The 23,380-nt window shown below is 61.6% G+C and carries 19 protein-coding genes; 13 read left to right on the top strand and 6 right to left on the bottom strand.

Annotation, left to right across the window (positions count from 1 at the left end; genetic code table 11):
• Window positions 1-2 precede the first annotated feature (2 nt).
• From QDY28_RS09515 to QDY28_RS09505, 3 genes are all read left to right on the top strand, one after another.
• Complete coding sequence (locus tag QDY28_RS09515) at window positions 3-290, top strand: DUF2160 domain-containing protein (protein WP_331381441.1); 288 nt, start codon at window positions 3-5, stop codon at window positions 288-290.
• A gap of 127 nt (window positions 291-417) precedes the next feature.
• Complete coding sequence (locus QDY28_RS09510; protein WP_331381440.1) at window positions 418-2,148, top strand: ABC transporter substrate-binding protein; 1,731 nt, start codon at window positions 418-420, stop codon at window positions 2,146-2,148.
• 191 nt (window positions 2,149-2,339) lie between these two features.
• Window positions 2,340-2,783, top strand: coding sequence for an SRPBCC family protein (locus QDY28_RS09505; RefSeq protein WP_331381439.1), 444 nt, complete (start codon window positions 2,340-2,342; stop codon window positions 2,781-2,783).
• Window positions 2,784-2,863: 80 nt separating this feature from the next.
• Here the strand turns inward: QDY28_RS09505 and QDY28_RS09500 are convergent, their stop codons facing one another.
• Window positions 2,864-4,162 carry an ABC transporter substrate-binding protein gene (locus QDY28_RS09500; protein ID WP_331381438.1) on the bottom strand — a complete coding sequence of 433 codons (1,299 nt, stop codon included), beginning with the start codon at window positions 4,160-4,162 and terminating at the stop codon, window positions 2,864-2,866.
• 162 nt (window positions 4,163-4,324) lie between these two features.
• Here QDY28_RS09500 and QDY28_RS09495 point away from each other — a divergent pair, with 162 nt between their 5' ends.
• The 4 genes from QDY28_RS09495 to QDY28_RS09480 all read left to right on the top strand — a co-directional run bounded on the left by QDY28_RS09495 (window position 4,325) and on the right by QDY28_RS09480 (window position 9,061).
• Complete coding sequence (locus QDY28_RS09495; RefSeq protein WP_331381437.1) at window positions 4,325-5,347, top strand: LacI family DNA-binding transcriptional regulator; 1,023 nt, start codon at window positions 4,325-4,327, stop codon at window positions 5,345-5,347.
• Between the two features lie 42 nt (window positions 5,348-5,389).
• A complete protein-coding gene (locus tag QDY28_RS09490; RefSeq protein ID WP_331381436.1) occupies window positions 5,390-7,246 on the top strand; it encodes a DUF2264 domain-containing protein in 1,857 nt (618 codons plus the stop codon).
• Complete coding sequence (locus QDY28_RS09485; RefSeq protein ID WP_331381435.1) at window positions 7,243-8,268, top strand: hydroxyacid dehydrogenase; 1,026 nt, start codon at window positions 7,243-7,245, stop codon at window positions 8,266-8,268. The genes QDY28_RS09490 and QDY28_RS09485 overlap by 4 nt, the downstream gene beginning before the upstream one ends.
• A gap of 205 nt (window positions 8,269-8,473) precedes the next feature.
• Window positions 8,474-9,061 carry a transglycosylase SLT domain-containing protein gene (locus tag QDY28_RS09480; RefSeq protein ID WP_331381434.1) on the top strand — a complete coding sequence of 196 codons (588 nt, stop codon included), beginning with the start codon at window positions 8,474-8,476 and terminating at the stop codon, window positions 9,059-9,061.
• Between the two features lie 21 nt (window positions 9,062-9,082).
• Here the strand turns inward: QDY28_RS09480 and QDY28_RS09475 are convergent, their stop codons facing one another.
• The 4 genes from QDY28_RS09475 to QDY28_RS09460 form a co-directional block, all read right to left on the bottom strand.
• Window positions 9,083-10,345: a Gfo/Idh/MocA family protein gene (locus QDY28_RS09475; protein WP_331381433.1), complete on the bottom strand. Its 1,263-nt coding sequence runs from the start codon at window positions 10,343-10,345 to the stop codon at window positions 9,083-9,085.
• A gap of 182 nt (window positions 10,346-10,527) precedes the next feature.
• Window positions 10,528-11,940, bottom strand: coding sequence for a mandelate racemase (locus QDY28_RS09470; protein WP_331381432.1), 1,413 nt, complete (start codon window positions 11,938-11,940; stop codon window positions 10,528-10,530).
• Between the two features lie 271 nt (window positions 11,941-12,211).
• Complete coding sequence (locus QDY28_RS09465; RefSeq protein WP_331381431.1) at window positions 12,212-13,357, bottom strand: Gfo/Idh/MocA family protein; 1,146 nt, start codon at window positions 13,355-13,357, stop codon at window positions 12,212-12,214.
• A gap of 166 nt (window positions 13,358-13,523) precedes the next feature.
• Window positions 13,524-14,219 carry a TetR/AcrR family transcriptional regulator gene (locus QDY28_RS09460; protein ID WP_331381430.1) on the bottom strand — a complete coding sequence of 232 codons (696 nt, stop codon included), beginning with the start codon at window positions 14,217-14,219 and terminating at the stop codon, window positions 13,524-13,526.
• 180 nt (window positions 14,220-14,399) lie between these two features.
• Between QDY28_RS09460 and QDY28_RS09455 the strand changes: the two genes are divergently transcribed.
• From QDY28_RS09455 to QDY28_RS09430, 6 genes are all read left to right on the top strand, one after another.
• Window positions 14,400-15,683 (top strand): ABC transporter substrate-binding protein, encoded by a 1,284-nt coding sequence (locus QDY28_RS09455; protein ID WP_283056362.1) that lies wholly within the window; start codon window positions 14,400-14,402, stop codon window positions 15,681-15,683.
• A 61-nt stretch (window positions 15,684-15,744) separates the two neighbouring features.
• Complete coding sequence (locus QDY28_RS09450; RefSeq protein WP_283058884.1) at window positions 15,745-16,656, top strand: carbohydrate ABC transporter permease; 912 nt, start codon at window positions 15,745-15,747, stop codon at window positions 16,654-16,656.
• Window positions 16,649-17,533, top strand: coding sequence for a carbohydrate ABC transporter permease (locus QDY28_RS09445; protein ID WP_442967496.1), 885 nt, complete (start codon window positions 16,649-16,651; stop codon window positions 17,531-17,533). The genes QDY28_RS09450 and QDY28_RS09445 overlap by 8 nt, the downstream gene beginning before the upstream one ends.
• 72 nt (window positions 17,534-17,605) lie before the next feature.
• Complete coding sequence (locus QDY28_RS09440; RefSeq protein ID WP_331381429.1) at window positions 17,606-18,631, top strand: Gfo/Idh/MocA family protein; 1,026 nt, start codon at window positions 17,606-17,608, stop codon at window positions 18,629-18,631.
• 7 nt (window positions 18,632-18,638) lie between these two features.
• Complete coding sequence (locus QDY28_RS09435; protein ID WP_331381428.1) at window positions 18,639-19,709, top strand: Gfo/Idh/MocA family protein; 1,071 nt, start codon at window positions 18,639-18,641, stop codon at window positions 19,707-19,709.
• Between the two features lie 44 nt (window positions 19,710-19,753).
• The gene (locus QDY28_RS09430; RefSeq protein ID WP_331381614.1) at window positions 19,754-20,833 is read left to right on the top strand and encodes an ABC transporter ATP-binding protein; all 1,080 of its coding nucleotides are present in this window, start codon (window positions 19,754-19,756) and stop codon (window positions 20,831-20,833) included.
• Window positions 20,834-20,908: 75 nt separating this feature from the next.
• On the opposite strand, the gene QDY28_RS09425 is transcribed toward QDY28_RS09430, so the two are convergent.
• Window positions 20,909-23,380 carry a glycoside hydrolase family 2 protein gene (locus QDY28_RS09425; protein ID WP_331381427.1) on the bottom strand — a complete coding sequence of 824 codons (2,472 nt, stop codon included), beginning with the start codon at window positions 23,378-23,380 and terminating at the stop codon, window positions 20,909-20,911.

Below are 23,380 nucleotides of genomic sequence, written 5' to 3'. Positions count from 1 at the left end.
ACATGAATACCGATTTCTCCTGGATGGCCTGGACGCTGCCGACGGTGCTGTTCTTCGTGACCATCCTGCTGCTTCTGGTCGGCATGGCCATTTGGGAATATTTCTCGCCCGGCGGCAATCCGCGCGTCGGCATCCTGCATTTCGAAACGACGCGAGGCGACCGGCTGTTCGTCTCGCTGCTCGGCGCCGCCTTCATTCATGTCGCCTGGCTGGGCCTTGGTGGGCCTAACCTGTGGTGGGCGGTCGCCATTTCGGTGGTTTACGCCATCGGCGTCTTCCGTCTGGTCTGACGCGGTTTCAAAGAGTTACCGCGCCCTTTGTCCATTTCCGGACACGTGGCGCCGTAAGACAAGTCGATACGGGTGGCCGGGAGTCTGGCCGCCTGACAATGCACTCGCAACCTGTAGGGAGGAATATATGCGACGGCATCTCATAACAACGACGGCAATCGCGCTGCTGGCTCTGGCCGGATCGGCCCATGCCGGCATGAACGAAGCCAAGGCATTCCTGGACAAGGAGATCGGCGATCTTTCGACGCTCTCGCGCGCCGACCAGGAAAAGGAAATGCAATGGTTCGTCGATGCGGCCAAGCCTTTCCAGGGCATGGAAATCAAGGTTGTTTCGGAAACCCTGACGACGCACCAGTATGAATCGCAGGTGCTGGCGCCCGCCTTCACCGCCATCACCGGCATCAAGGTCACCCACGACGTCATCCAGGAAGGCGACGTCGTCGAAAAGATCCAGACGCAGATGCAGACCGGCCAGAACCTCTATGACGGCTGGGTCAACGATTCGGACCTGATTGGCACGCATTGGCGCTACAAGCAGGTACGCAACCTGACCGACTGGATGGCCGGCGAAGGCAAGGACGTCACCAATCCCGGTCTCGACGTAGCCGACTTCATCGGCACCAGCTTCACCACCGCTCCGGACAAGAAGCTTTATCAGCTTCCCGATCAGCAGTTCGCCAACCTCTATTGGTTCCGTTACGACTGGTTCAACGACCCGAAGAACAAGGCCGATTTCAAGGCCAAATACGGCTACGATCTCGGCGTGCCGGTCAACTGGTCGGCCTATGAGGATATCGCCCAGTTCTTCACCGGCCGCGAAATCGACGGCAAGAAGGTCTTCGGCCATATGGACTACGGCAAGAAGGACCCGTCGCTCGGCTGGCGCTTCACCGACGCCTGGCTGTCGATGGCCGGCAACGGCGACAAGGGCCTGCCGAACGGTCTACCCGTCGACGAATGGGGCATCAAGGTCGACGCCAACTCCCGTCCGGTTGGCTCCTGCGTCGCCCGCGGCGGCGACACAAACGGCCCGGCCGCCGTCTACTCCATTCAGAAGTATCTCGATTGGCTGAAGGCTTACGCACCGGCAGAAGCCCAGGGCATGACCTTCTCCGAATCCGGCCCGGTTCCGGCACAGGGTAATATTGCCCAGCAGATCTTCTGGTACACCGCCTTCACCGCCGACATGGTCAAGCCCGGTCTTCCGGTCGTCAACGCCGATGGCAAGCCGAAATGGCGTATGGCTCCCTCGCCGCACGGCGTCTACTGGAAGGACGGCATGAAGCTCGGCTACCAGGACGTCGGTTCCTGGACGCTGATGAAGTCCACGCCGCTCGACCGCGCCAAGGCTGCCTGGCTCTACGCGCAGTTCGTGACCTCGAAGACGGTGGACGTGAAGAAGAGCCATGTCGGTCTCACCTTCATTCGCGAATCGACCATCCGCGACAAGAGCTTCACCAAGCGCGCGCCTGAACTCGGCGGTCTGATCGAGTTCTACCGTTCGCCGGCCCGTGTCCAGTGGTCGCCGACCGGCACCAACGTTCCGGACTATCCGAAGCTGGCGCAGCTTTGGTGGCAGGCCATCGGTGACGCCGCATCCGGCGCCAAGGATGCGCAGGGCGCCATGGATGCGCTTTGCGCCGATCAGGAAAAGGTGCTGCAGCGCCTGGAACGCGCTGGCGTGCAGGGCGATATCGGTCCGAAGCTCGCCGAAGAGCATGACCTCAACTACTGGAACGCCGATGCCGTCAAGAACGGCCATCTCGCTCCGCAGTTGAAGATCGCAAACGAAAAGGAAAAGCCGGTCACCGTCGACTATGACGAACTGGTCAAGAGCTGGGCCGACGCTGCGAAGTAAGCTCAACCTCTAGTGGGGTGGGGAATGCCGGGGCTCGAAAGGGCTCCGGCATTTTTGTTGCGGACGATCCCGATCAAAACCGCAGAGCGTAAGGCAGAATAATTTTGAAGAAAAATCGATCCGATGTCGGATTGCTGAGGTATCGTTCGTCCTAGGCTCGTCCACTCCGTCTATTCAGAAGGATCACAACCATGCCGAATACCATTCGTTTGCATCGCGTTTTCGCAACCAGCCCGGAGAAGGTTTATCGCGCATTCATCGAGGCCGACGCGCTCGCCAAATGGCTTCCGCCCAACGGCTTCGTCTGCACCGTGCATCATCTGGAAGGGGCAGTCGGCGGCACGTTCAAAATGTCTTTCCGCAACTTCACGACCGGCAAAAGCCATTCCTTCGGCGGCGAATATGTCGAGCTCGTTCCCGGCGAGCTGGTGCGCTACACGGACAAGTTCGACGATCCAAACCTGCCGGGTGAAATGGCGGTGACCGTGACGTTGAAAAAAGTCCTGGTTGGCACGGAAGTGAATATAACGCAGGCGGGCGTGCCTGACGTCATTCCGCCGGAAGCCTGCTATCTCGGCTGGCAGGAATCGCTGCGCAATCTGGCGAAACTCGTCGAACCCGATATCAACGAATAACGCATCAGTCTCGAGGCACGGCCTCTGTCAGACCGGATCGCGTCGACGATTTTCGCGATCCGGTGTCATGCCTCATCCAATCAGCTCTTCCGCTTCAGCTTCGCCGCGCCTTCTTCCACCAACTTCTGGGCTGCTTCCGCAACCGTGATCTTGCCAAAAGCGAGCTGATCTGCGACCGGGCGCATGACGTTCTGATCGAATTCGGCCGAACCAAGCGGCGCCGGCGCCGGGTAGGTACCCACCTGATCCTTCAACAGTTCGACATATTTCACCGTCTGCTGCTCGACCGGATTAAGCGTCGGCAGGATGGCGGCGCGCACGGCCGGTGACATTGGCACGCCGCGCTCGACGCCGAGAATCTTGCCGGCGTCGATATCGTTGACGAAGAAGTCGATGAATTTCGCGGCCGCCTCGCCCTGCTTGGTGGTGGCGCCGACGCTCCAGATCAGCGCCGGGCGGTAGTAGTGGCCCGATGGACCATCTTTCTTTTCGCGCGGCAGAAGGGTGATGGCGAGCTTGCTCTTGACCACGAGTTGATAGCCAATGAGCTGGTTGGAGTAGGCCATGCCCATCGCCGATTTGCCGAGCGCCAGGCAATTGCTTTCGATGGTGTTCTGGTCGAGGGTCTGCACATCGGCGGAAACCGCGCCGCCGCGCTGGCGCACGTCTTCCCAGTAGGTGTACCATTCCTTGGCATCGTCGACACCGAAGCCGAGACCGCCGTCGTCCGTATAAAGGGTCTTGCCGCGCTGACGCAGCCAGGCGTCCAAGACATAGTTGTAGCGCGCGCCATAGGGCCCGCCCCAATAGCTGCGCTTGCCGGATGCCTTGGTCATTTCCACCGCCAGATCGGCATATTCGGCCCAGGTCGTGGTCGGGCCGGGTGGCGTCAGGCCGGCTTTCTTGAAGGCGTCGTCATCATAGAACAGAGCGAACGAATTCAAACCGAGGCCGATGCCATAAAGCTTGTTGTCGACCGTCGTCAGCTTCAGCATATCCTTGCCGAAATTGTCTACCTTCAGCGTCGAGGGCACGAACTGGTCGAGGGGCAGGCAGGCGCCGCGCTTAGAATAGTCCGATATCGTGCTCGGCTCGAGCTGGAAGACGTCGGAAATGTTCTGACTGGCCATCGTCGTGCCGAGCTTGGCCCAGTAGCCGTCGCCGCTGATGCTTTCGCCGACAACGGAAACATCGGGATTCTTGCTGTGAAACAGTTCGGCGACCGCGACCGTGCGCTTGCTGCGGTCGGCCGACCCCCACCACATCGCCCGCAGTTGCGTCGCGTCGGCGAAAGCCGGCAGCGATCCACCGGTACCGAAAGCGAGACCGGCTGCAGCTCCGGCAGTTCCAATCATGAATGAACGGCGATTCATACGCATGAGATTCCTCCTTCTCTTGCGATGCCCATGGGCGCGTGATCCGCAGCGACCTCCCGACGCCTCGTGCGGATACATTCACGAAGAGGATATGCAATTAAGCAGCTCAGTGCAAGAGATAATCTTTTTCTTGCAAATTTGCATAATTTGCGAAACTATTGCCGCATGAGCGAAGTTCGATCCAAACGTGTCAGGCAAGCCGATATTGCCATCAGGGCCGGCGTCTCCGTTTCGACGGTATCGCGGGTATTGACCAATGAGCCTGGAATCAGCGAGGCGATCCGCCAGCAGATTTTCAAGGTGGCGAGCGATCTCGGCTATCCGCTGAAACAGGCTACGGAAAGCGTCCCCGCCGCGCTGGCGCTGATCGCCAGCGACAGCGCCACGGGCGGCCTGAGCGTCTTCTATGAGGGCATTGTCGAGGGCATGCGCGCCGGTGCGGCCGAACGCGGCATGCCTTTCGACATCCGCTTGGTCCGCGAAGCGAGGGCAATGCCGGACCATATCAGGGAGCATCTCCAGGCGGCCGGTGCTGAGGGTCTCTTCCTCGTCGGCATCGATCCCTCCGATGAGCTGCGCACCTGGCTGGAGGACAGCGGCACGCCGGTCGTGCTCGTCAACGGTACCGATCCAAAACTGCGCTTCGATGGCGTTTCGCCTTCGAATTTCTTCGGTGCCTATGCGGCGACGCGGCGTCTGATCGACGCCGGCCATCGCCGCATCCTGCACCTGACCGGTTCGCGCCGCCAGACCATTCGCGAGCGCATCCGTGGCTTCGAGGCGGCGATTGCGTCCGTCGAGGGCGGTGAGGGGCGCATCGTGCCGTTGACATTCCGGGCCAGCGCCAGCACGGAAGCTCATGCTGTCACCATCGCCGCCCTTGCCGAGAATAGCAGCTTTACCGCCGCCTTCTGCATGAATGATTTCGTCGCGGTCGGCGTGCTGGAAGCGGTGATGGAGATCGGCCTGCGCGTGCCGGATGATTTCGCGATCGTCGGCTTCGACGACCTGCCCTGCGCGCTGATGACCAATCCCCGCCTCGCCACCATGCGCGTCGACCGCGCCGCCATCGGACGCGAAGCCATCGGTTTAATGACCGCTCGTTTTCGTGATCGCGACCCGCCCGCGCGCCAAGTCTGTCATGCCGTCGTCCCCGTTCCCGGCGGCACGCTCCCGCCCGAAACCTGAGCCCGTATCTTTAGCGGCAACGACCGAAAAAGAGCCAGACCGATGATCTACGACCCCGCCAGCACCAACCCACTCGCCGGCAATCCGCTGCAAAACCGCACCGACATGCGCCGAGCGCTGATCGACCTGTTCTATCCGCTGCTGCCTTATTTCTCCAAGGGCAATGCCCGCGTCCGGATCGATGCCGCAGGCGCGCATTTCGACCGTGCCGCCGCCGATCTCGAAGGTTTCGCCCGCCCGCTCTGGGGTCTTGCGCCATTCGGCGCTGGCGGCGGCGATTTTGCGCATTGGGGACGCTTTGCCGAAGGGATCGCCAATGGCGTCGATCCCAGCCATCCGGAATATTGGGGCACCGTCAACGGCCGCGACCAGCGCATGGTCGAACTCGCCGCTCTGGGTTTTGCGCTGGCCTTGGTGCCCGAAAAGATTTGGGAACCGCTCGATGGCAGAGCCCGCGGCAATCTCATCGCCTATCTCAAGCATGCCCGCACCTTCGATTACGCCGACAACAACTGGAAATTCTTCCGCGTCCTCGTGGATATCGCCCTCGATCGGCTCGGCGCCGAGTTCGACCGCAGCCTGACGGAGGATTATCTCAGGGAACTGGACGGGCTCTATATTGCCGATGGCTGGTATCGCGACGGCAATGTCCGGCGCATCGATCATTACATTCCCTTCGCCATGCACTTCTATGGGCTGATCTATTCCAGGCTCGTCGACGACGACCGCGCCAAGCGCTATCGCGAGCGCGCAGTCCTGTTTGCCAAGGATTTCCGCCATTGGTTCGCGCCCGACGGCGCCACCGTGCCCTTCGGCCGCAGCCTGACCTATCGCTTCGCCTGCGCCGGCTTCTGGTCGGCATTGGCCTTCGCCGATGTCGAGGCGCTCCCCTGGGGCGAAATCAAGGGGCTCTGTCTGCGGCACCTGCGGTGGTGGGCCCATAAGCCGATCGCCAATCGCGACGGCACGCTGCCGATCGGCTACGGCTATCCCAACCTGCTGATGTCGGAAAACTACAATTCCGCCGGCTCTCCTTACTGGGCGTTCAAGGCCTTCCTGCCGCTGGCGCTCCCCGAGACGCATCCTTTCTGGACCGCCGAGGAAAGGCCGTCGGTCACCGAGCCGACGATCGTGCCGCTCAAACATCCCGGCATGGTGATGATGCATGGCAAAGCGGATGTCGTGGCGCTGTCCTCCGGTCAGGAAAACCTGCAGATGCGCTCCGGGCCGGAGAAATACGCCAAATTCGCCTATTCCGCCCGCTACGGCTTCAGCGTGGAAAGCGACGAGCGTGCCTTTGCGGGCGGCGCCTTCGACAGCATGCTCGCCTTCAGCGATGATGGCCTGCATTATCGTGTGCGCGAGACCAATGAAGAGGCGAAGCTCGCCGGCGATACGCTTTACGCCAAATGGTCGCCCTGGCCCGATGTCACCGTCGAAACCTGGCTGATCCCTGCGGCGCCCTGGCATATCCGCCTGCACAAGATCGTCACGCCGCGCCCGCTGCAGACTGCCGAAGGCGGTTTTGCCATTGCCCGGCGGGATTTCGAGGCCGATACGCTTTCGTCGCAAAAAGGCGCCGCCTACGCTATCGGCGAGGCCGATTTCAGCGGCATTCTCGATCTCGGCTCGACGGTGCCGCGTGACGGTCTGGCGCAGAAGGCGCCGCCCAACACCAATTTGATCGTTGCAAAGACGCTGGTGCCGCAACTGCGCGGGAGGATTCCATCCGGCGAAACCATTCTCGTTTCCGCGATCCTGGCCGAGCGCGACCCCGCCGCCGTCTCGGGCGCCTGGACCAAGCCGCCGGCAAAACCCGACCTCGATGCCTTGCGCGCGCTGATCGCAGAAAAGGGCATCACCGTCAGCGCTATCGACGTGCCGGGACGGCCGGCATGACCCAATCTGCCGCAAGCCGCCCGACCATTGCCTTTGCGATGCAGCCCGCTCGGACGCAGCACGTCCTGACGTCCGAACTGATCCAGCGGCTCGACGGGATCGGTCGCGTATTGGACGCTGCGCCGATGGAGCGCTTCGACAACGAAAGGGCGCGAAAGCTGCTAAGCGAAACGGAGATATTGATCACCTCCTGGGGCTCGCCGCATATCGACGACGCCGTGTTGGCGCAGGCGCCGCATCTGAAGCTGGTCGCGCATGCGGCTGGCACTGTGAAGGGTCTGATCGAGGACAGCATGTTCGCGAGGGGCATTTTGGTGAGCCATGCGGCGCAGGCCAATGCTTTGCCGGTCGCCGAATTCACCCTCGCCGCCATCATCTTCGCCGGCAAGCATGTCTTCCGTTTTCGCGATGTCTACGTCGCCGACCGCCATCGCGGCCGCACGCAGCCGATGCAGAGCGAAGCGATCGGCAACTACGGCCAAACGGTCGGCATCATCGGCGCGTCGCGCATCGGCCGTCGTGTGATCGAATTGCTGGCGCCGTTCGACTATGAGGTTTTGCTTTACGATCCGATGGTCGATGAGGCGGAAGCACGGCGCCTCGGCGCCGTGAAGACCGAGCTAGACGCTCTGATGGCGCGTGCCGACATCGTCTCGCTGCATGCCCCTTCGCTGCCGGCGACACGGCACATGATCGATGCTCGCTGCCTGTCATTGATGAAGGACGGCGCGACCTTCATCAACACGGCGCGCGGCGCGCTCGTCGACGAGGCCGCACTGCTCGCGGCGCTGAAAACCGGCCGCATCGATGCCATCATCGACGTCACCGATCCGGAAATCCCGGAGGTAAGCTCCGCTTTCTACGATCTGTCAAACGTCTTCCTGACGCCGCATATCGCCGGCGCTGTCGGGCTGGAACGCACCCGCCTCGGCGCGATGGCCGTCGACGAAGTCGGCCGCTTCATCGAGGGCAAGCCGTTGCTCTATGAGATCCGCCGCGAGGACCTGGCGCGCATGGCGTAAGGCCTCGGAATCATCACCAAATCGCCCCATTTCGGCACAAGCGGAAAACCCGTTTTTAATCATTATGGGCTAGCAATCTCTTTGCGCATGACCCCAAAAATTCCGGTTTCGAATTTTTGGAAAGGATCATGCGCCAACAAGGTTGTTGCAGCGTCCTTTGCGCGTCCACAAGACGCGCGGCGCGGCAATGAAGAGGTTCTAGTACATGCGTACCCGTATCGTATCCGTTGCCGTCGTGCTGCTGCTCGGAGTGCTGGCAAGCTGCGCCACGGCTCCATCCCACACCCGCAATGTCTGCGCGATCTTCGATCAGCGCGACGGCTGGTTCAACAACTGGCAGCGCGCCGCCGAACGTACGGAGCGGGAATACGGCGTGCCGGTGCCGATCCTGATGGCGACGATCTATGCCGAATCCGGCTTCCAGCCGCATGCCCGGCCGCCGCGCCGGAAACTGCTCGGCTTCATTCCCTGGACGCGGCCTTCCAGCGCCTACGGCTATTCCCAGGCCCTCGACGGCGCCTGGGAGCACTATCAGCGCGACACGGGCCGCTGGGGTGCGCGTCGCTCCGACTTCTCCGACGCGATCGAGTTCATCGGCTGGTACCACGCCCAAAGTCATGAGCGTAACGGCATCGCATTGAACGATCCCTATAATCTCTATCTGGCTTACTATGTCGGCTGGAAGGGCTACGAGCGCGGAGCCTCGCGCGGCAATGCCGATCTGCAGCGAACGGCACAGAAGGTCGCCAGCATGTCGGCCCTCTATGCCTCGCAGTTGCGCAATTGCAATTGAGCTGGTGCTCGAGAGGTGCGGCTAAGGCCGCGCCTCGAGCAGATTGAGCCCCTCATCCTGACCCCAGATATCCGCGATCGATACCTGCTTGCCGGTCCGGCTGCTTTCCAGTGCCGCGATGCCGCAGAGAACCGAGAGCGCGCCGGCGCGTGAACCGGCGCGCTGTCTCAGCTCGTCATTCGGCCCGGACCGCAGCAGCATATTGCGCAGCCGGTCGTCGCCGCCGTAATGGCCGCCCGAGGAGTAGGGCACCCAGATGCGCTCGACATCGCCGAAATTCTTCATGACGACGATCTCGTCAGCCGGCGGCATCGTCCAATGCTGCTTTTCGTATTGCCGCAGCTCGATACGGCCCTTGTGACCGTTGAAAGCGATATGGTGGCCTTCGATCGGCATGTAGGTGTTCAGCGAATAGGAGACGTTGATGCCGTTGCGATAACGGATCGAGGCGACCATCGTGTCGGGAATGTCAATGTCCTCGCGGAAGACGCAGGCGTCGCGGACATAACCGTCGACCGCCGAGGGGTCTTCATAGAGGCTTTCGAGCAGCGGCGTCGCGCTGATATCGAGATAATAATCACATTCGTCCTTATAGCGACAGGTGCGACAGCGCTCGCCGCGGAAGGGGCCTTTGCGGCCGTAATGCTTGAGATCGGCAAAGGCAGACACCGTTTCCGGATCGGAATCCAGATACCAGTTCAGAAGGTCGAAATGGTGCGTCGCCTTGTGGACGAAAAGGCTGCCCGAATTTTCGACGAAGGCATGCCAGCGGCGGAAGTAGTCGGCACCGTGGCTGGTATCGAGATACCAATGAAAATCGACCGAGGTCACATCACCTATAACGCCGGAGTTGATGAGTTCCTTGATCTTCGCCGCCGTCGGGGCAAAGCGATAGTTGAAGGACACGTCGACCCGCTTGCCAGTGCGCGCCTCGGCATTGAGAATGCGCTTGATCTTGCCGACCGTCGTCGTCATTGGCTTTTCGCTGATGACATTGGCGCCCGATTCCAGCGCTTTGACGATCAGCTCGTCATGGGTGGAATCGCGGGTGCAGACGATGACGAGGTCCGGCTTTTCGACCCGCAGCAGCTCATCGAAATCGGTATAGACGGGCACGGAGACGCCGATATATTCGAGGGCGCGCTTGGCCCGCATCGCGTTGAGATCGCAGACAGCGACCAGCTCGACCTCATTGCTCCAGCGCTCGACCAGATCCTTGCCCCACATGGTGGCACCGCGATTGCCCGTGCCGACCAGGGCATAGCGCTTCTTCGATAACGACATGTTTCTCCTCCAGACCTTTGTTTACCTTCTCCCCAGTGGGGAGAAGGTCGCGCGGAACGCGCGGGGTGAGGGGGCGTTGTACCGTAAGACTGCCTTTTCGCGTGCGCTTCATACGATCGGCGCTCCGCACCGAGCCCCTCATCCGCCCTAGCGGGCACCTTCTCCCCAAGGGGAGAAGGAATTTACGTCTCCATCGCGCCCCAGTCCGGCTCGACGGACGAACCGAGGCCGATGGCGCCAGTGACCGAACCAATGGCAATCCTTCCACCCTCGATCTTCAACCGCGTCCGCCCGTCGCGAACGGCGTAAAGATCGGAATGAGCCCGCGCGAAAGCCGCCTGCTCGGCCTCCGGCGCGCCGGCCATGCCGTCGACATAGTGGTGGCCGTTGCGCTCGATATGGGTCATGCCGATCAGTGAGGCGAGTGCCAGATCCTGCTGCACGGCAAGTCCGCCCTGGGTCGTCAGGTCCTCCGCCGACATGAAATAGGCGCCGCCGTCTTCGGCGCTCCACTTGGCGACACGCGCCCGGTTCAGCAGCGAACGATAAAAACCCTTGCAGGATTTAGAGGAGATGCCGGTATAGCCAAGCCGCCTGGCCGTTACGAAAGCGTTGATGTCGGCATCGGATTCATCGATTTCCACCGGCTTGAAAGCCGCGAGTGCTCCCACCGGCTTTTCGAAGGCATGCGCCCTGGCGATCGGCTGCTCGACAAACAGGATCGAAGCCGCAAAACGGGCCAGCCGCGGCTCAGCCTGAATGCGCGCCAGCAGATCGGCGACCGCCTCGGCAGAGGTAAATTGCTCATTGCCATCGAGCGTCACCGAATAGGCCGGCATCTTGGCGTCAATGACAGCAGCGATCTGGCAGAGACGGTCGATATCAGCGTCCGAAACGCCCGATACCTTCACCTTGAAAAAGGTCAGGCCATAGGCGTCGATCGCCTCTTCGAAACTTTCCGGCAGGCCGTCATTCAGACGGTCGGCAGCCGGGATATCGCCTGCCCGGATGGCGTCGACCAGGCCAACCGTATGACGCGCCGCAAGGCTCTCGGCGGGCGCCAAGCCCGACAGGAAACCGGGCAGGTCGAAACCTGCGAGATCGGGCGCCGTCGATGCATCGATGCCGGGCCGATTGGCTCGGATCGCCTGCGCGACCGTCAGCTCTTCCATCCGGCTGAGCGCGTCGAGAACCGCACGGTTGGCGAGCGCCAGGCCGAAGGACGCGACGAGGCCGTTCAAGCTCTCGGCCCCGGCTCGCGCATGATGGGCCGCTTCGACGGCGGCATGCAGCGCGAAAGCCGTGCCCAATCCCGCACCTTTCAGGGAGTCGAGCGCCAGCGCCAGCGAACGGCGAAGCTGGTTTTCATTGTCGGCATTGGAAAGCTCGGGCGATTTGTCGAACCATTTCGGTACCATCAGCTCGGCCGCCATGCCGCACGCGGAGCCGCCGCGGGCATCTTCGATGCGGACACGCAAAAAAATCTGCCGCGCCTCCCGCAGCGTCGCGGCGCCGAAGCGGAAAGGAAGCCGCAATGTCACCGGCCGCTCGAATGTCTCGGCTTCGACAAGTCTGATTTTCATTGGTTCTGTCATGGTTTCAGGCAGCTCCTCTGATTGTCAGGCAGGTCTGCGCATGCCGCAACGTCCTGCCTGGCCCCTCACCCCAGCCCTCTCCCCGCAAGCGGGGCGAGGGGGCTCTTTCCTGCCAAAAGCAGTCTTCCGCGAAAAACGCGGGCGGTTGCTTTGCTCCGTCGTCCCCTCTCCCCGCATTGGCGAGGAGAGGGTTAGGGTGAGGGGCCATGCACAGGGATCCGGCCTCGACGGACTGTCCTGACCATTCCAACGACCAAGAACCCATCATCCCTCAAATCTCCAGCGGCTCGACGTCCAGCCAGCGGCGCTCTTCCCAGCTCTTCAGACCGAGAGAGGCGAGCTGCACGCCCTTGGCGCCTTCCGTCAGCGTGTAGCGCCAGGGCGCGTCTTCGAGCACATGGCGCAGGAACATTTCCCACTGGATCTTGAAGCCGTTGTCGTAGACCTGATTGTCCGGCACTTCGTCCCAGGTGTCGTAGAAGTCGATCGTCTGCGGCTGGTCGGGGTTCCAGACCGGCTTCGGCGTGTTGACCCGATGCTGGGTCCAGCAACGGGTGAGCCCCGCCACCGCCGAGCCGTGCGTGCCGTCCACCTGGAACGTCACGAGGTCATCGCGGCGGACGCGCACGGCCCAGGAGGAATTGATATGGGCGATGATGCCGCCCTCCAGCTCGAAGGTGGCATAGGCCGCATCGTCGGCATCGGCGACATAGCGCCGGCCAGCCTCGTCCACGCGTTCGGGAATATGGGTGGCGCCGAGGCAACTGATCGCCTTTACCGGCCCGAAGAGATTGTCGAGCACATAGCGCCAGTGGCAGAGCATATCGAGGATAATGCCGCCGCCGTCCTTCTTGCGATAGTTCCACGACGGCCGCTGCGCCGTCTGCCAGTCGCCTTCGAACACCCAATAGCCGAATTCGCCGCGCACGGAGAGAATCTTGCCGAAAAAACCGCTGTCGCGCAGCATGGCGATCTTGCGAAGGCCCGGCAGAAACAGCTTGTCCTGCACGACGCCGTTCTTCAGGCCCGAAGCCTTGGCCTTGCGGGCGAGCGTTATCGCCGTGTCTAGGTCGTCGGAGATCGGCTTTTCGCAATAGACGTGCTTGCCGGCATCCAGCGCCTTCGAAATCAGCTCGGCGCGCATCTGGGTTGTCGCCGCGTCGAAGAAGATCGCATCGTTGGGATCGGCAAGCGCGCCGTCGAGGTCGGTGGTCCAGCGCTCGATGCCATATTTGCGGGCGAGTTCCTCCAGTCGCGCCGCATTGCGGCCGACGAGGACCGGATCGGGCATGATACGTTCGCCGTTCGACAGCAGCACGCCGCCTTCGGCGCGAAGCGCCACGATCGAGCGGATGAGATGCTGGTTCAAACCCATGCGTCCCGTAACGCCGTGCATGATGATACCGACGCGCTTCATGATCCCTCCTGAAATTCGACCCGACTCCCTCCAGAGTCAGGAAAAGCAAAGGTTTGGCTGCTTAGTCAATGTAACTATATAGTTACACGATCGCGCGATATCTCCGGATTTGTCAATCGCCTTTTGAAAATTTCTCGTGATCGCCGGAGCGCCATCGCGGCGCTCGTTAAGCTCTGATGGAGGCCAAGGTCACCGAAACGATATGCTCGCCCCAGGCTTTCAGCGCCGCCGGCGCGGTCAGCTTTCGGGCGAAAATCGTCGACAGCGTATGACGATTGGACAGGTAGAAGAAGCCGAGCGCCGCAATGGTGAGGTAAACCGACACCGGATCGATGCCTGCCCGGAAAATGCCGGCTGCTTCACCTCGTCGCAGCACGTCGGCGAGCTCGCCGATGAAGTGCGAATGCATTGCTGAAATTTTCTCGGAGCGTTTCAGATAGCGCGCTTCATGCAGGTTTTCGGTGACGAGCAGGCTCAAGAATTCCGGATGTTCGAGGAAGTGATGCCAGGTGAAGAGCGCGAGTTCTCGCATGCCTTCCTCGGGATCACGGCGCGCCAAGTCGAGATTTTTCTCCGCATTGCGGATCGTCGCATAGGTCGCTTCCAGCACGGCGACATAGAGTCCCTCCTTGTCGCCGAAATAGTGATAGAGCATGCGCTTGTTGGTCTGCGCCCTGGCTGCGATCGCATCCACCCTGGCCCCGCCAAAACCGTGTGCGGCGAATTCCTCCGTCGCCGCTTCCAGGATCATGGCATGGGTGCGCTGCGGATTGCGCGGCACCTTTTTCGGCCTTGTTTCCGCATTGCCGTAAGCGCCCGCTTTCGCTGATTTTTCAGTTCCTTGCGTTGCTTTGGCCACCATGGACATTCCTCCTCCCCGATCTATCTCTTTCGCAACGGACGCCTCCAGCCTCAGCGCGGGTCATTTGATTGTGACACGATTGGCGCTTGACAGCGGTCGCGTTTCTATCCAACTTGTAACCAAATAGTTATATCACGCAAGCAGTTCGTAAATCACCGGTTAACTGGGGAGGAGACCAGGATGACGTTGACGATCGATCGCCGGCAGTTGCTTGCCGGCATGGCAGCCACGCTGGCTTTCAGCGGTATCGGACTTTCACGCGCCAATGCGGCAACCGCAATGCGCCTTCTTTGGTGGGGATCGAAGGAGCGAAGCGACCGGACATTTGCGGCAGTAAAGGCCTATCAAGCCAAGAACCCGGATGTCAGCATCGCCGGCGAATCCTTCGGCTGGGACAGCTACTGGACGCGTCTGGCCACGCAGACTGGCGGCGGCAATGCGCCCGATCTCATTCAGATGGATTATCGCTACATCTTCGAATATGCCCGCCGCGGCGCGCTGCTCGACATGACGCCCTATCTCGGCAAGAGCCTGGCGATCGAGGATTTCGGCCCTGCCAACATCGATTCCGGCAAGGTCGATAACAAGATCTATGGCGTGAGCCTCGGCGTGAATTCCTCGATGGTCGTCGTCAATACCTCCGCCTGGGTGGAAGCCGGCGTGGAGCCGCCGCATGACGGCATGACTTGGGAGCAGCTCGGTGATGCCTGTGCCAAGGTCACGGCTGCCAAGAAGCGCCGCGGATTTTATGGCACTGCGGATGCAAGCGGCGGGGAGCCTGCTTTCGAATGCTGGCTGCGCCAGCGCGGCAAGGCGCTCTACACGGCCGACGGCAAATTGGCCTTCGAGGCCAAGGATGCCACCGAATGGTTCGATTTGTGGGCCCATATGCGCAAGATCGGTGCTTGCACGCCGGCCGATGTCCAGGCGCTGGACCAGCAGACCCTCGAAACCGACATGCTCGTGACCAAGAAGGCAGCCGTCAGCTACGCTCATTCCAACCAGTTCGTGGCCATTCAGGGCCTGGTCAAGGAAAAGATCGATCTCGTCTCTTACCCGATGGATGCCGGCAGCAAACCCGGCCAATATCTGAAACCCTCGATGCTGATGTCGGTTTCAGCAACGTCCCCCAACAAGGATGCCGCCGTCGCCTTCGTCAATTACCTAGTGGAGGATCCGGAGGGCGCCAAGACGCTCGGTGTCGAGCGCGGCGTTCCCGCCTCGCCGAAGATCCGCGACCTGCTGACGCCGGATCTCGATGCGACAAGCAAACAGGTGGTCGATTATATCGGCCGATTGACGCCGCATGTCGGACCACTGCCGCCGTCTCCGCCGAACGGCGCCGGCGAGAACGCATTCCTGCTGAAGAAGATCGCCGAGGAAGCGGCTTTCGGCAAAACCAGCACGAAGGACGCTGGCGCAAAGTTCACTGAACAGGCAGCAGCAAACATTACGCGAGGCTGATACCGTGGGTACAAACAGCAAGAGCGTTGCCGACGGCTTGGCCGTCGGCGGGCGCGCGCCATTGCGCGTGGAAACCTCCTACAAGGCGCCGAGCGCATTCGCGCGCAACGCCCCCGGCTATCTCTTCCTCTTGCCGTGGTTCATCGGCTTCTTTGGACTGACGCTCGGCCCGGCAATCGCCTCGCTCTATCTGTCCTTCACCGACTATAATCTGCTCCAGGCGCCGAACATGGTCGGGCTGGACAATTACGTGCGGATCGCGACGGCAGACGACAAGTTCCTGTCGTCGATGAAGGTGACGCTGTTCTACGTCGTCTGTTCTGTGCCGCTGAAGCTTGCCTTCGCGCTACTGGTGGCGCTGCTGCTCAACCGCGGCATCCGCGGCCTGCCGGTCTACCGCGCCATCTTCTACCTGCCATCGCTGCTCGGCTCCAGTGTCGCGATCGCGGTGCTGTGGCGACAGATCTTCGATGCAGATGGCATCGTCAACACCCTGCTCTGGTACGCCTTCGGCATCAACGGGCCGAGCTGGATCTCCAATCCTGACTATTCGCTCTATACGCTCGTGATCCTCGCCATCTGGCAGTTCGGATCGCCGATGATCATCTTTCTTGCCGGCCTCCGGCAGATCCCGACCGATCTCTATGAAGCGGCTAGCCTCGACGGTGCGTCGAAGGCACGGATTTTCTTCAAGATCACGCTGCCGCTGCTGACGCCGGTCATCTTCTTCAACGCCGTCGTCCAGACCATCGATGCCTTCAAGGCTTTCACGCCCGCCTATGTCATCTCGTCCGGCACCGGCGGTCCGATCGATTCGACGTTGTTCTACACGCTCTACCTTTACCAGGAGGCCTTCGGCTATTTCCGCATGGGCTATGCCTCGGCGCTTGCCTGGGTCCTGGTGATCATCATCGCGATCTTCACCGCCTTCTCCTTCCTCTCCGCTCGTTATTGGGTCCACTACGATGACTGACGCGAAGCTCACCCATTTTGCCGACGATCTGAACCCGCCGCGCGAGCGGCCGTGGTTCCTGTCCGTCCTCATCCATGTCGCTCTGGTCGGCGCGTCGATCGTGATGCTCTACCCGCTGCTCTGGATGCTGTCCGGTTCGGTCAAGGATCAGAACGAGATATTCGGTACGGCCTCGCTGATCCCGTCGCACTTCGACTTCAGCTCCTATGCCCGCGGCTGGTTCGGCGGGCAGGTCACCTTCGGCTCGTTCGTGTGGAACTCCGTCGTCATCGCCGTCCTTTCGGTCATCGGCAATGTTATCTCCTGCTCGCTGGCGGCCTATGCCTTCGCGCGGCTGAATTTCTGGGGCAAGAATTTCTGGTTCGCGCTGATGCTCGGCACGCTGATGCTGCCCTATCACGTGACGCTAATCCCGCAATATATCCTGTTCCTGAAGCTCGGCTGGGTGAAAACCATGCTGCCGCTGGTCGTGCCGAAATTCCTGGCGGTCGACGCCTTCTTCATCTTCCTGATGGTACAGTTCTTCCGCGGCATTCCCCGCGAGCTCGACGAAGCGGCGATGATGGACGGCTGCAGTGCGTGGCGCATCTATTGGCGCATCATGCTGCCGTTGTCGTTGCCGGTTCTTGCGACCGCCGCCATCTTCTCCTTCATCTGGACCTGGGACGATTTCTTCGGTCCGCTTATCTATCTCTCCGATATCAACACCTACACGGTGCAGCTCGGCCTGCGCTCGTTCGTGGACTCGACCGGAAGCTCCGATTGGAGCAGCCTGTTCGCCATGTCGAGCATCTCGCTGATCCCCGTCTTCCTGATCTTCCTGTTCTTCCAGAGGCTGCTAATCGACGGCATCGCCACGGCCGGCCTCAAACGCTGATACGAATCGCATGGTCCCGAACGCCCAAGGTTCGGGACCGCATTAGAAAAACGCACCGAAAGGAAATGTCGCATGAGCGCGTTGCGCTTTGCCGCCATCGGCCTCAACCACGATCACATTTACGGCCAGGTCAACGTCATGCTGAGGGCGGGCGCCGAGCTGGTCGCCTTCCATTCTGTCGAGGACGAGCTCGCTTCCGTCTTCGCCGGGCGTTTCCCGCAGGCAAAGCGCGTTGCCGACAAGCGCGAGATCCTCGAAGATCGCTCGATCAGCCTGATCGTCAGCGCGGCGATCTCCAACGAGCGGTCGGGCCTCGCCATCGAGGCCATGCGTCATGGCAAGGACGTGATGCTCGACAAGCCCGGCATGGTGACGCTGGATCAGCTCGCCGACGTGCGCAGGGTACAGGCCGAAACCAAGCGCATCGTCTCCATTCTTTATTCGGAGCATTTCGAGACGGCATCGACCGTCAAGGCAGGCGAGCTGGTCAAGGCCGGCGCCATCGGCAAGGTTATCCACACGACCGGACTCGGCCCGCACCGGCTGCGCAAGCCCACCCGGCCGGACTGGTTCTTCGACCGCGAGCGCTACGGCGGCATCATCACCGACATCGCTTCGCATCAATGCGAGCAGTTCCTGTTTTTCGCGGACTCACTCGAAGCCGAGGTGCTGTCCGCAACCGTCTCGAACCGCGCCAATCCCGATACGCCCGGCCTGCAGGACTACGGCGATTTCCACCTGCGCACGCCTGACGTCACCGGCTATGTCCGCGTCGACTGGTTCACGCCGGACGGGCTTTCCACCTGGGGCGACGGCCGCCTCTTTATCGTCGGCACGGAAGGCACGATCGAGCTGCGCAAATATATCGACGTCGCCGGACGTCCCGGCACCGATCATCTCTTCCTCACCGACCGCAAGGGCATGCAGCATATCGATTGCAGCGGCGTCGAGCTGCCCTATGGCCGACAACTGGCCGCCGACATCAGGGACCGCACCGAAACCGCGATGGGACAGGACCATTGCTTCAAGGCCATGGAGCTGGCGCTGAAGGCGCAGGCTCTCGCCGAAGCGACATCGCTTAACAGCATACAAAGGTAATTTGCACATGTCCGACGTGAAGAAAGTTGCGGTCATCGGTCTCGGCATCGGCCGCTCCCATATTGTCGAAGGCTATCTGCCGCATCCGGACCGCTTCGAAGTCGCCGTGCTCTGCGATCTCAATGACGAGCGGCTGAACACCATTGGCGACGAATTCGGCATCACGCGGCGGCTCAAGGATTTCGCCGAAGTCCTGAACATGCCGGATATCGACATCATCGATATCTGCACGCCGCCCGGCTCGCATTTCGAACTGATCATGCAGGCGCTTGCCGCCGGCAAGCATGTGGTCTGCGAGAAGCCGCTGGTCGGCTCGCTCGCCGACGTGGACGCGCTCATCGCGGCGGAAAAGACGGCCAAGGGCAAGCTGATGCCGATCTTTCAATATCGCTATGGCGACGGCATCCAGAAGGCCAAACGCATCATCGATGCCGGCATCGCCGGCAAGCCCTATGTCGCCACCTCCGAAACTCACTGGGTTCGCACGGCGGAATATTACGCCGTTCCCTGGCGCGGCAAATGGGCAACGGAACTCGGCGGCGTGCTGATGACGCATTCAATCCATCTACACGACATGCTGACCTATCTGATGGGGCCGATATCAGGCCTCTTTGGCCGCGTCGCGACCCGCGTCAACGATATCGAAGTCGAAGATTGCGCCAGCGCCAGCCTGCTGATGGAGAACGGCGCACTGGCGACGATCAGCGCGACGCTCGGCTCGCAGGAGCAGATCAGCCGCCTGCGCCTCGCCTTCGAAAACGTCTTAATCGAGAGCAATCACGAGCCCTACAGCCCCGGCCAAGACCCGTGGAAGATCGTTCCGGCCAATGACGAGATCGCCGGGAAGATCGATGCGCTACTCGCCGATTGGACGCCGATCCCGATCCGCTTCAACACGCAGATGAAGCTGTTCCATGAAGCGCTGGTATCTGATGGACCGCTGCCGGTGACGACAGCCGACGCCCGTCAGGCGCTGGAGCTTGTCACGGCATTCTATGAATCCTCGGAAACGCGTACCGAAGTCCGTTTTCCGGTCGGCCCGGAAAGCACGAAATACAAGAGCTGGAGGCCGGCATGACAACGGCCGTGCGAGCCATCAGGACGAACAAGGAGGAAGCGCCCATGGCGACAAGCGTCTCGCTGCAGAAGGTTATCAAGCGCTATGGCGAGCTCGAGGTCGTCCACGGCATCGACCTGGAAATCGAACCCGGTGAATTCGCCGTTTTCGTCGGCCCATCCGGTTGTGGCAAGTCCACGCTGCTGCGGATGATCGCCGGTCTGGAGCCGATTTCCGGCGGCGCGCTCTATCTCGACGGCAGCCGTATGAACGATGTCCCCGCCTCCAAACGCGGCATCGCCATGGTGTTCCAGTCCTATGCGCTTTATCCGCACATGTCGGTCTACAAAAACCTCGCCTTCGGCCTGGAAACGGCGGGCATGAAGAAGCAGGAGATCCAGCCGCGCGTCGAAAAGGCGGCCGAGATCCTGCAGATCAAGCAGCTCCTGCAACGCAAGCCGAAGCAGCTCTCCGGCGGCCAGCGCCAGCGCGTCGCCATCGGCCGCGCCATCGTGCGTGAACCGAAGATCTTCCTGTTCGACGAGCCGCTCTCCAATCTGGACGCCGAACTGCGCGTGCAGATGCGCGTCGAGATCGCCCGCCTGCATCAACGGCTCGGCAATACGATGATCTACGTCACCCACGACCAGACGGAAGCCATGACCATGGCCGACAAGATCGTGGTGCTGAACGGCGGTAACATCGAACAGGTCGGCGCGCCCCTCGATCTCTACAACAAGCCGCGCAACAAGTTCGTCGCCGGCTTCATCGGCTCGCCGAAGATGAACTTCCTGGATGCCAAGATCGTTGCCTCCGACGATGGCTCTGCCGTCATCGACCTCAACGGCCAGACGGTGCGCCTGCCGCGCCGGCTGGGCGGTCTCCAGCCCGGACAACCCGCCACCCTCGGCGCCCGCCCCGAACATCTGAACGTCGGCGACCGCGGCCTGGCGCTGGGCAACGCCCGCGTCGATCTGGTCGAACATCTCGGCGGCCAGACGATCCTCTACGTCACGCTCCACGGCGGTCAAGCGCTGACGGTCGCGCTGGAAGATCAGCAGGCCATTCGCGCTGGCGAAACAGTCAGCATCCATATTGATCCCGAGCGCTGCCATCTGTTCGGGCCGGATGGAAAGACGCTGTAACGGAAGCCGGCGGCATCCGCAGAATTATCTCGCCCGCCAAGGGCGAGATAGGGTTCCGCGTTTGCAGCGCTTCAATCAGACTTCGACGATCCGCCGGCCACCCATAGTGCGGATCTGGCCGGATGGAATGATATCGGCCGGAACGCCCTCGCGCGGATACAGCCTCAACCTCCGGCTAATGCCCGGTGCAAGATGGAACCAATCATCCTCCGCCCGATAGGCTTCGAAATCGATCTGTACCGATTGCGCCAGTCGGTCGCTGCGCAAATCGAGGAACCAATCCTCGCCCTCCTGAAGGACCGACGCCCTGATCTCGGCATCGTGAAACGCCTTGGTTCGCCCAAGCGGGAAGTAAAAAGCCTCGGCAATCACCGCCCCCGTCTCACGCGCTGTGAGACGCGCCACTGTCACATCATGCGACGGCGGTCCGAACCGGAAGGCATAGGTCGTGTCGAAGAAGGCGCCGAAGAGATCGGTGCAGGCGATCTTGCACTTGGCGCGGGCTTCGACCGATAACTCCCGCTTGCCGCTGACCACGGTCTGCCGGCCGTCGCGCAGGCAGATCACATCGAGATCAAGGTTGAGGGCAACGTCACCCTCGTTGATGACATGCGCATCGAGGCCATTGGTGCCTTCGTCGGTAAGCAGTACCTGCACCGGCCGAAAGGCGCGGCGGAGCGCATACCATATGGGCTTCGGCTCGCCGGTGGAATCGATCACGCCCCAGCCGGGGCCGGGCAGCAAATCCTGCAGCGTCCAGACGAGGGCGCCATTGCAGCCCGAGCCCTGCCGCCGCCATTCGGTAAAGGTTTCTTCCGCGACTTCGCCGGTGACCGCCCGCGACAAAGCCAGATAGAGATCGGGGTCCTCCCGCCGCAGCCGATTCGGTTCAAAACCATAGAGTTCGGTCAAATAGTGGTCGCGCACATCCTCAAAATCCCAGGATGCACCGCGATCGCGCGGCACCCGCTCCTTCCATAGTGGGCTATGGACCGGCGGAACCGGCAAATGCCGTGCCAAGGTCCGGGCTTGCGGCACATGCGCGAAAGCCAGGCTTTCGGCCGCGAAGCGGACATCGGCACGGCGCGCATCGGCGAGCGGCCGCATATAGGCGCCGACGCCGTAATAGTGCGTCACCCCCTCATTCGGGGAAAACGGCATGGCGCCGCTCGAGGGGGAATTGACGACATAGGGAACATCGGGCCGCAGCGACTTTACGACGGCCGGAATGATTTCTTCCACGATCGGGCTTGCCCAAAACCGCTCCGGCAATCCGAGCATCGCCGCCTGCTGATACATCTCGCTGCCGCCGCAAAGCACGGCGACTGACGGCGACAGGCGCGTCGCGGAGAGAAGCTGCGCCGCCTCCGCCTCGACATGGGCATTGAAAGCTTTATCGTTCTTCGGATAATCGAAATTGGCGAACATGAAATCCTGCCAGACCAGCAGGCCAAGTTTGTCGCAGAGCCGGAAGAATTCCGGGGTTTCATAGGCCATGGTGCCGCCGATGCGGACCATGTTCATGCCCGCTTCTGCCGCCAACCGCAGCCATGGCTCGTAGTCTTCGCGACCGCCGGGCAGACGCGCGATATCCGCCGTCGTCCAGACGGCACCACGGCAGAAGATGCGCTCGCCATTGATGATAAGTGCAAAATCCTGCCCGTCCGCACCGCGATCGACCGCGAGCCGGCGGAAGCCGGTGCGCCCGATAGGATGCTCGACTCCATCGATCATCAGCGCGACGTCATGAAGATTGGGCGTTCCGTGCGTATGCGGCCACCAAGGCGCCACGCCGGGGATTTTCAGGATCGCCGTGCAATGGCCGCCATTGTCTTTCTGGAAGGCCTGTTCGACATCGCCACAGCGAAGCACGATCTCTCCGACCTGCCCCTCGACGGTGAGCGAGGCATAAAGCCGGCCCTCACCATCCTCCAGCAGGTCCGGCCGCAGTGAAAGGTCGCGAATAACTGGGCCATGCGGACGCAACAGCGAGATCGGCCGCCAAGGACCGACGGCGTGGATTTCGGGGCACCAGCCGGGCATATGGCCGAGAAGGGTCGTGCGCACCAGGCGCAGGCTCTGCGGCGTGATCATCTGCGGCCGCCAGCGGGCTCTGGGGCCAGCTTCGGCAAGGCGCGGCTCCAGTGCGCGGAAGCAGAGCGCCAGCTCATCGCCGCCAAGCAGGTGGACGGCAAGTTCGTGCGATTCGAACATGCTTTCGGAGACGAGAATTTTTCTGCCGTTCAGGAAGACTTCGCAGAGCGTTGCCAACCCTCCGAGCCGCAGAACGGCATTGCCGGGGTCGGCGTCGACCAATCGGCAAAGATACCAGGCGTCCTTGTCGTTCAGCGGGTGGGGATTCTCGCGATTGAAGAGGCCGGCCTTTTCCAGCGCCACGGCGACGGTGTCCGGCACTGACGCCGGAATGAACCCGCCCGAAAGCGGGACGTCCGAAGGCGAGGCGCAGGCGCCCGCATCCGTCAGAACCAGGTTCCATCCTTCGCTTAGCAGCGTCTCGCCGCCAAAATCAGCCAAACGCCCTTGCAT

It is taken from the genome of Rhizobium sp. BR 362 (assembly GCF_036528765.1).
Classification (GTDB): domain Bacteria; phylum Pseudomonadota; class Alphaproteobacteria; order Rhizobiales; family Rhizobiaceae; genus Rhizobium.
This window is presented reverse-complemented; position numbering and strand designations above follow the sequence as displayed.

What these genes read in the sequence shown, in the direction of transcription:
- QDY28_RS09515 (WP_331381441.1), top strand. Translation starts at nt 3, where the DNA reads ATGAATACCGATTTCTCCTGGATGGCCTGGACGCTGCCGACGGTGCTG.
- QDY28_RS09510 (WP_331381440.1), top strand. Translation starts at nt 418, where the DNA reads ATGCGACGGCATCTCATAACAACGACGGCAATCGCGCTGCTGGCTCTG.
- QDY28_RS09505 (WP_331381439.1), top strand. Translation starts at nt 2,340, where the DNA reads ATGCCGAATACCATTCGTTTGCATCGCGTTTTCGCAACCAGCCCGGAG.
- QDY28_RS09500 (WP_331381438.1), bottom strand. Translation starts at nt 4,162, where the DNA reads ATGCGTATGAATCGCCGTTCATTCATGATTGGAACTGCCGGAGCTGCA.
- QDY28_RS09495 (WP_331381437.1), top strand. Translation starts at nt 4,325, where the DNA reads ATGAGCGAAGTTCGATCCAAACGTGTCAGGCAAGCCGATATTGCCATC.
- QDY28_RS09490 (WP_331381436.1), top strand. Translation starts at nt 5,390, where the DNA reads ATGATCTACGACCCCGCCAGCACCAACCCACTCGCCGGCAATCCGCTG.
- QDY28_RS09485 (WP_331381435.1), top strand. Translation starts at nt 7,243, where the DNA reads ATGACCCAATCTGCCGCAAGCCGCCCGACCATTGCCTTTGCGATGCAG.
- QDY28_RS09480 (WP_331381434.1), top strand. Translation starts at nt 8,474, where the DNA reads ATGCGTACCCGTATCGTATCCGTTGCCGTCGTGCTGCTGCTCGGAGTG.
- QDY28_RS09475 (WP_331381433.1), bottom strand. Translation starts at nt 10,345, where the DNA reads ATGTCGTTATCGAAGAAGCGCTATGCCCTGGTCGGCACGGGCAATCGC.
- QDY28_RS09470 (WP_331381432.1), bottom strand. Translation starts at nt 11,940, where the DNA reads ATGACAGAACCAATGAAAATCAGACTTGTCGAAGCCGAGACATTCGAG.
- QDY28_RS09465 (WP_331381431.1), bottom strand. Translation starts at nt 13,357, where the DNA reads ATGAAGCGCGTCGGTATCATCATGCACGGCGTTACGGGACGCATGGGT.
- QDY28_RS09460 (WP_331381430.1), bottom strand. Translation starts at nt 14,219, where the DNA reads ATGGTGGCCAAAGCAACGCAAGGAACTGAAAAATCAGCGAAAGCGGGC.
- QDY28_RS09455 (WP_283056362.1), top strand. Translation starts at nt 14,400, where the DNA reads ATGACGTTGACGATCGATCGCCGGCAGTTGCTTGCCGGCATGGCAGCC.
- QDY28_RS09445 (WP_442967496.1), top strand. Translation starts at nt 16,649, where the DNA reads ATGACTGACGCGAAGCTCACCCATTTTGCCGACGATCTGAACCCGCCG.
- QDY28_RS09440 (WP_331381429.1), top strand. Translation starts at nt 17,606, where the DNA reads ATGAGCGCGTTGCGCTTTGCCGCCATCGGCCTCAACCACGATCACATT.
- QDY28_RS09435 (WP_331381428.1), top strand. Translation starts at nt 18,639, where the DNA reads ATGTCCGACGTGAAGAAAGTTGCGGTCATCGGTCTCGGCATCGGCCGC.
- QDY28_RS09430 (WP_331381614.1), top strand. Translation starts at nt 19,754, where the DNA reads ATGGCGACAAGCGTCTCGCTGCAGAAGGTTATCAAGCGCTATGGCGAG.
- QDY28_RS09425 (WP_331381427.1), bottom strand. Translation starts at nt 23,380, where the DNA reads ATGCAAGGGCGTTTGGCTGATTTTGGCGGCGAGACGCTGCTAAGCGAA.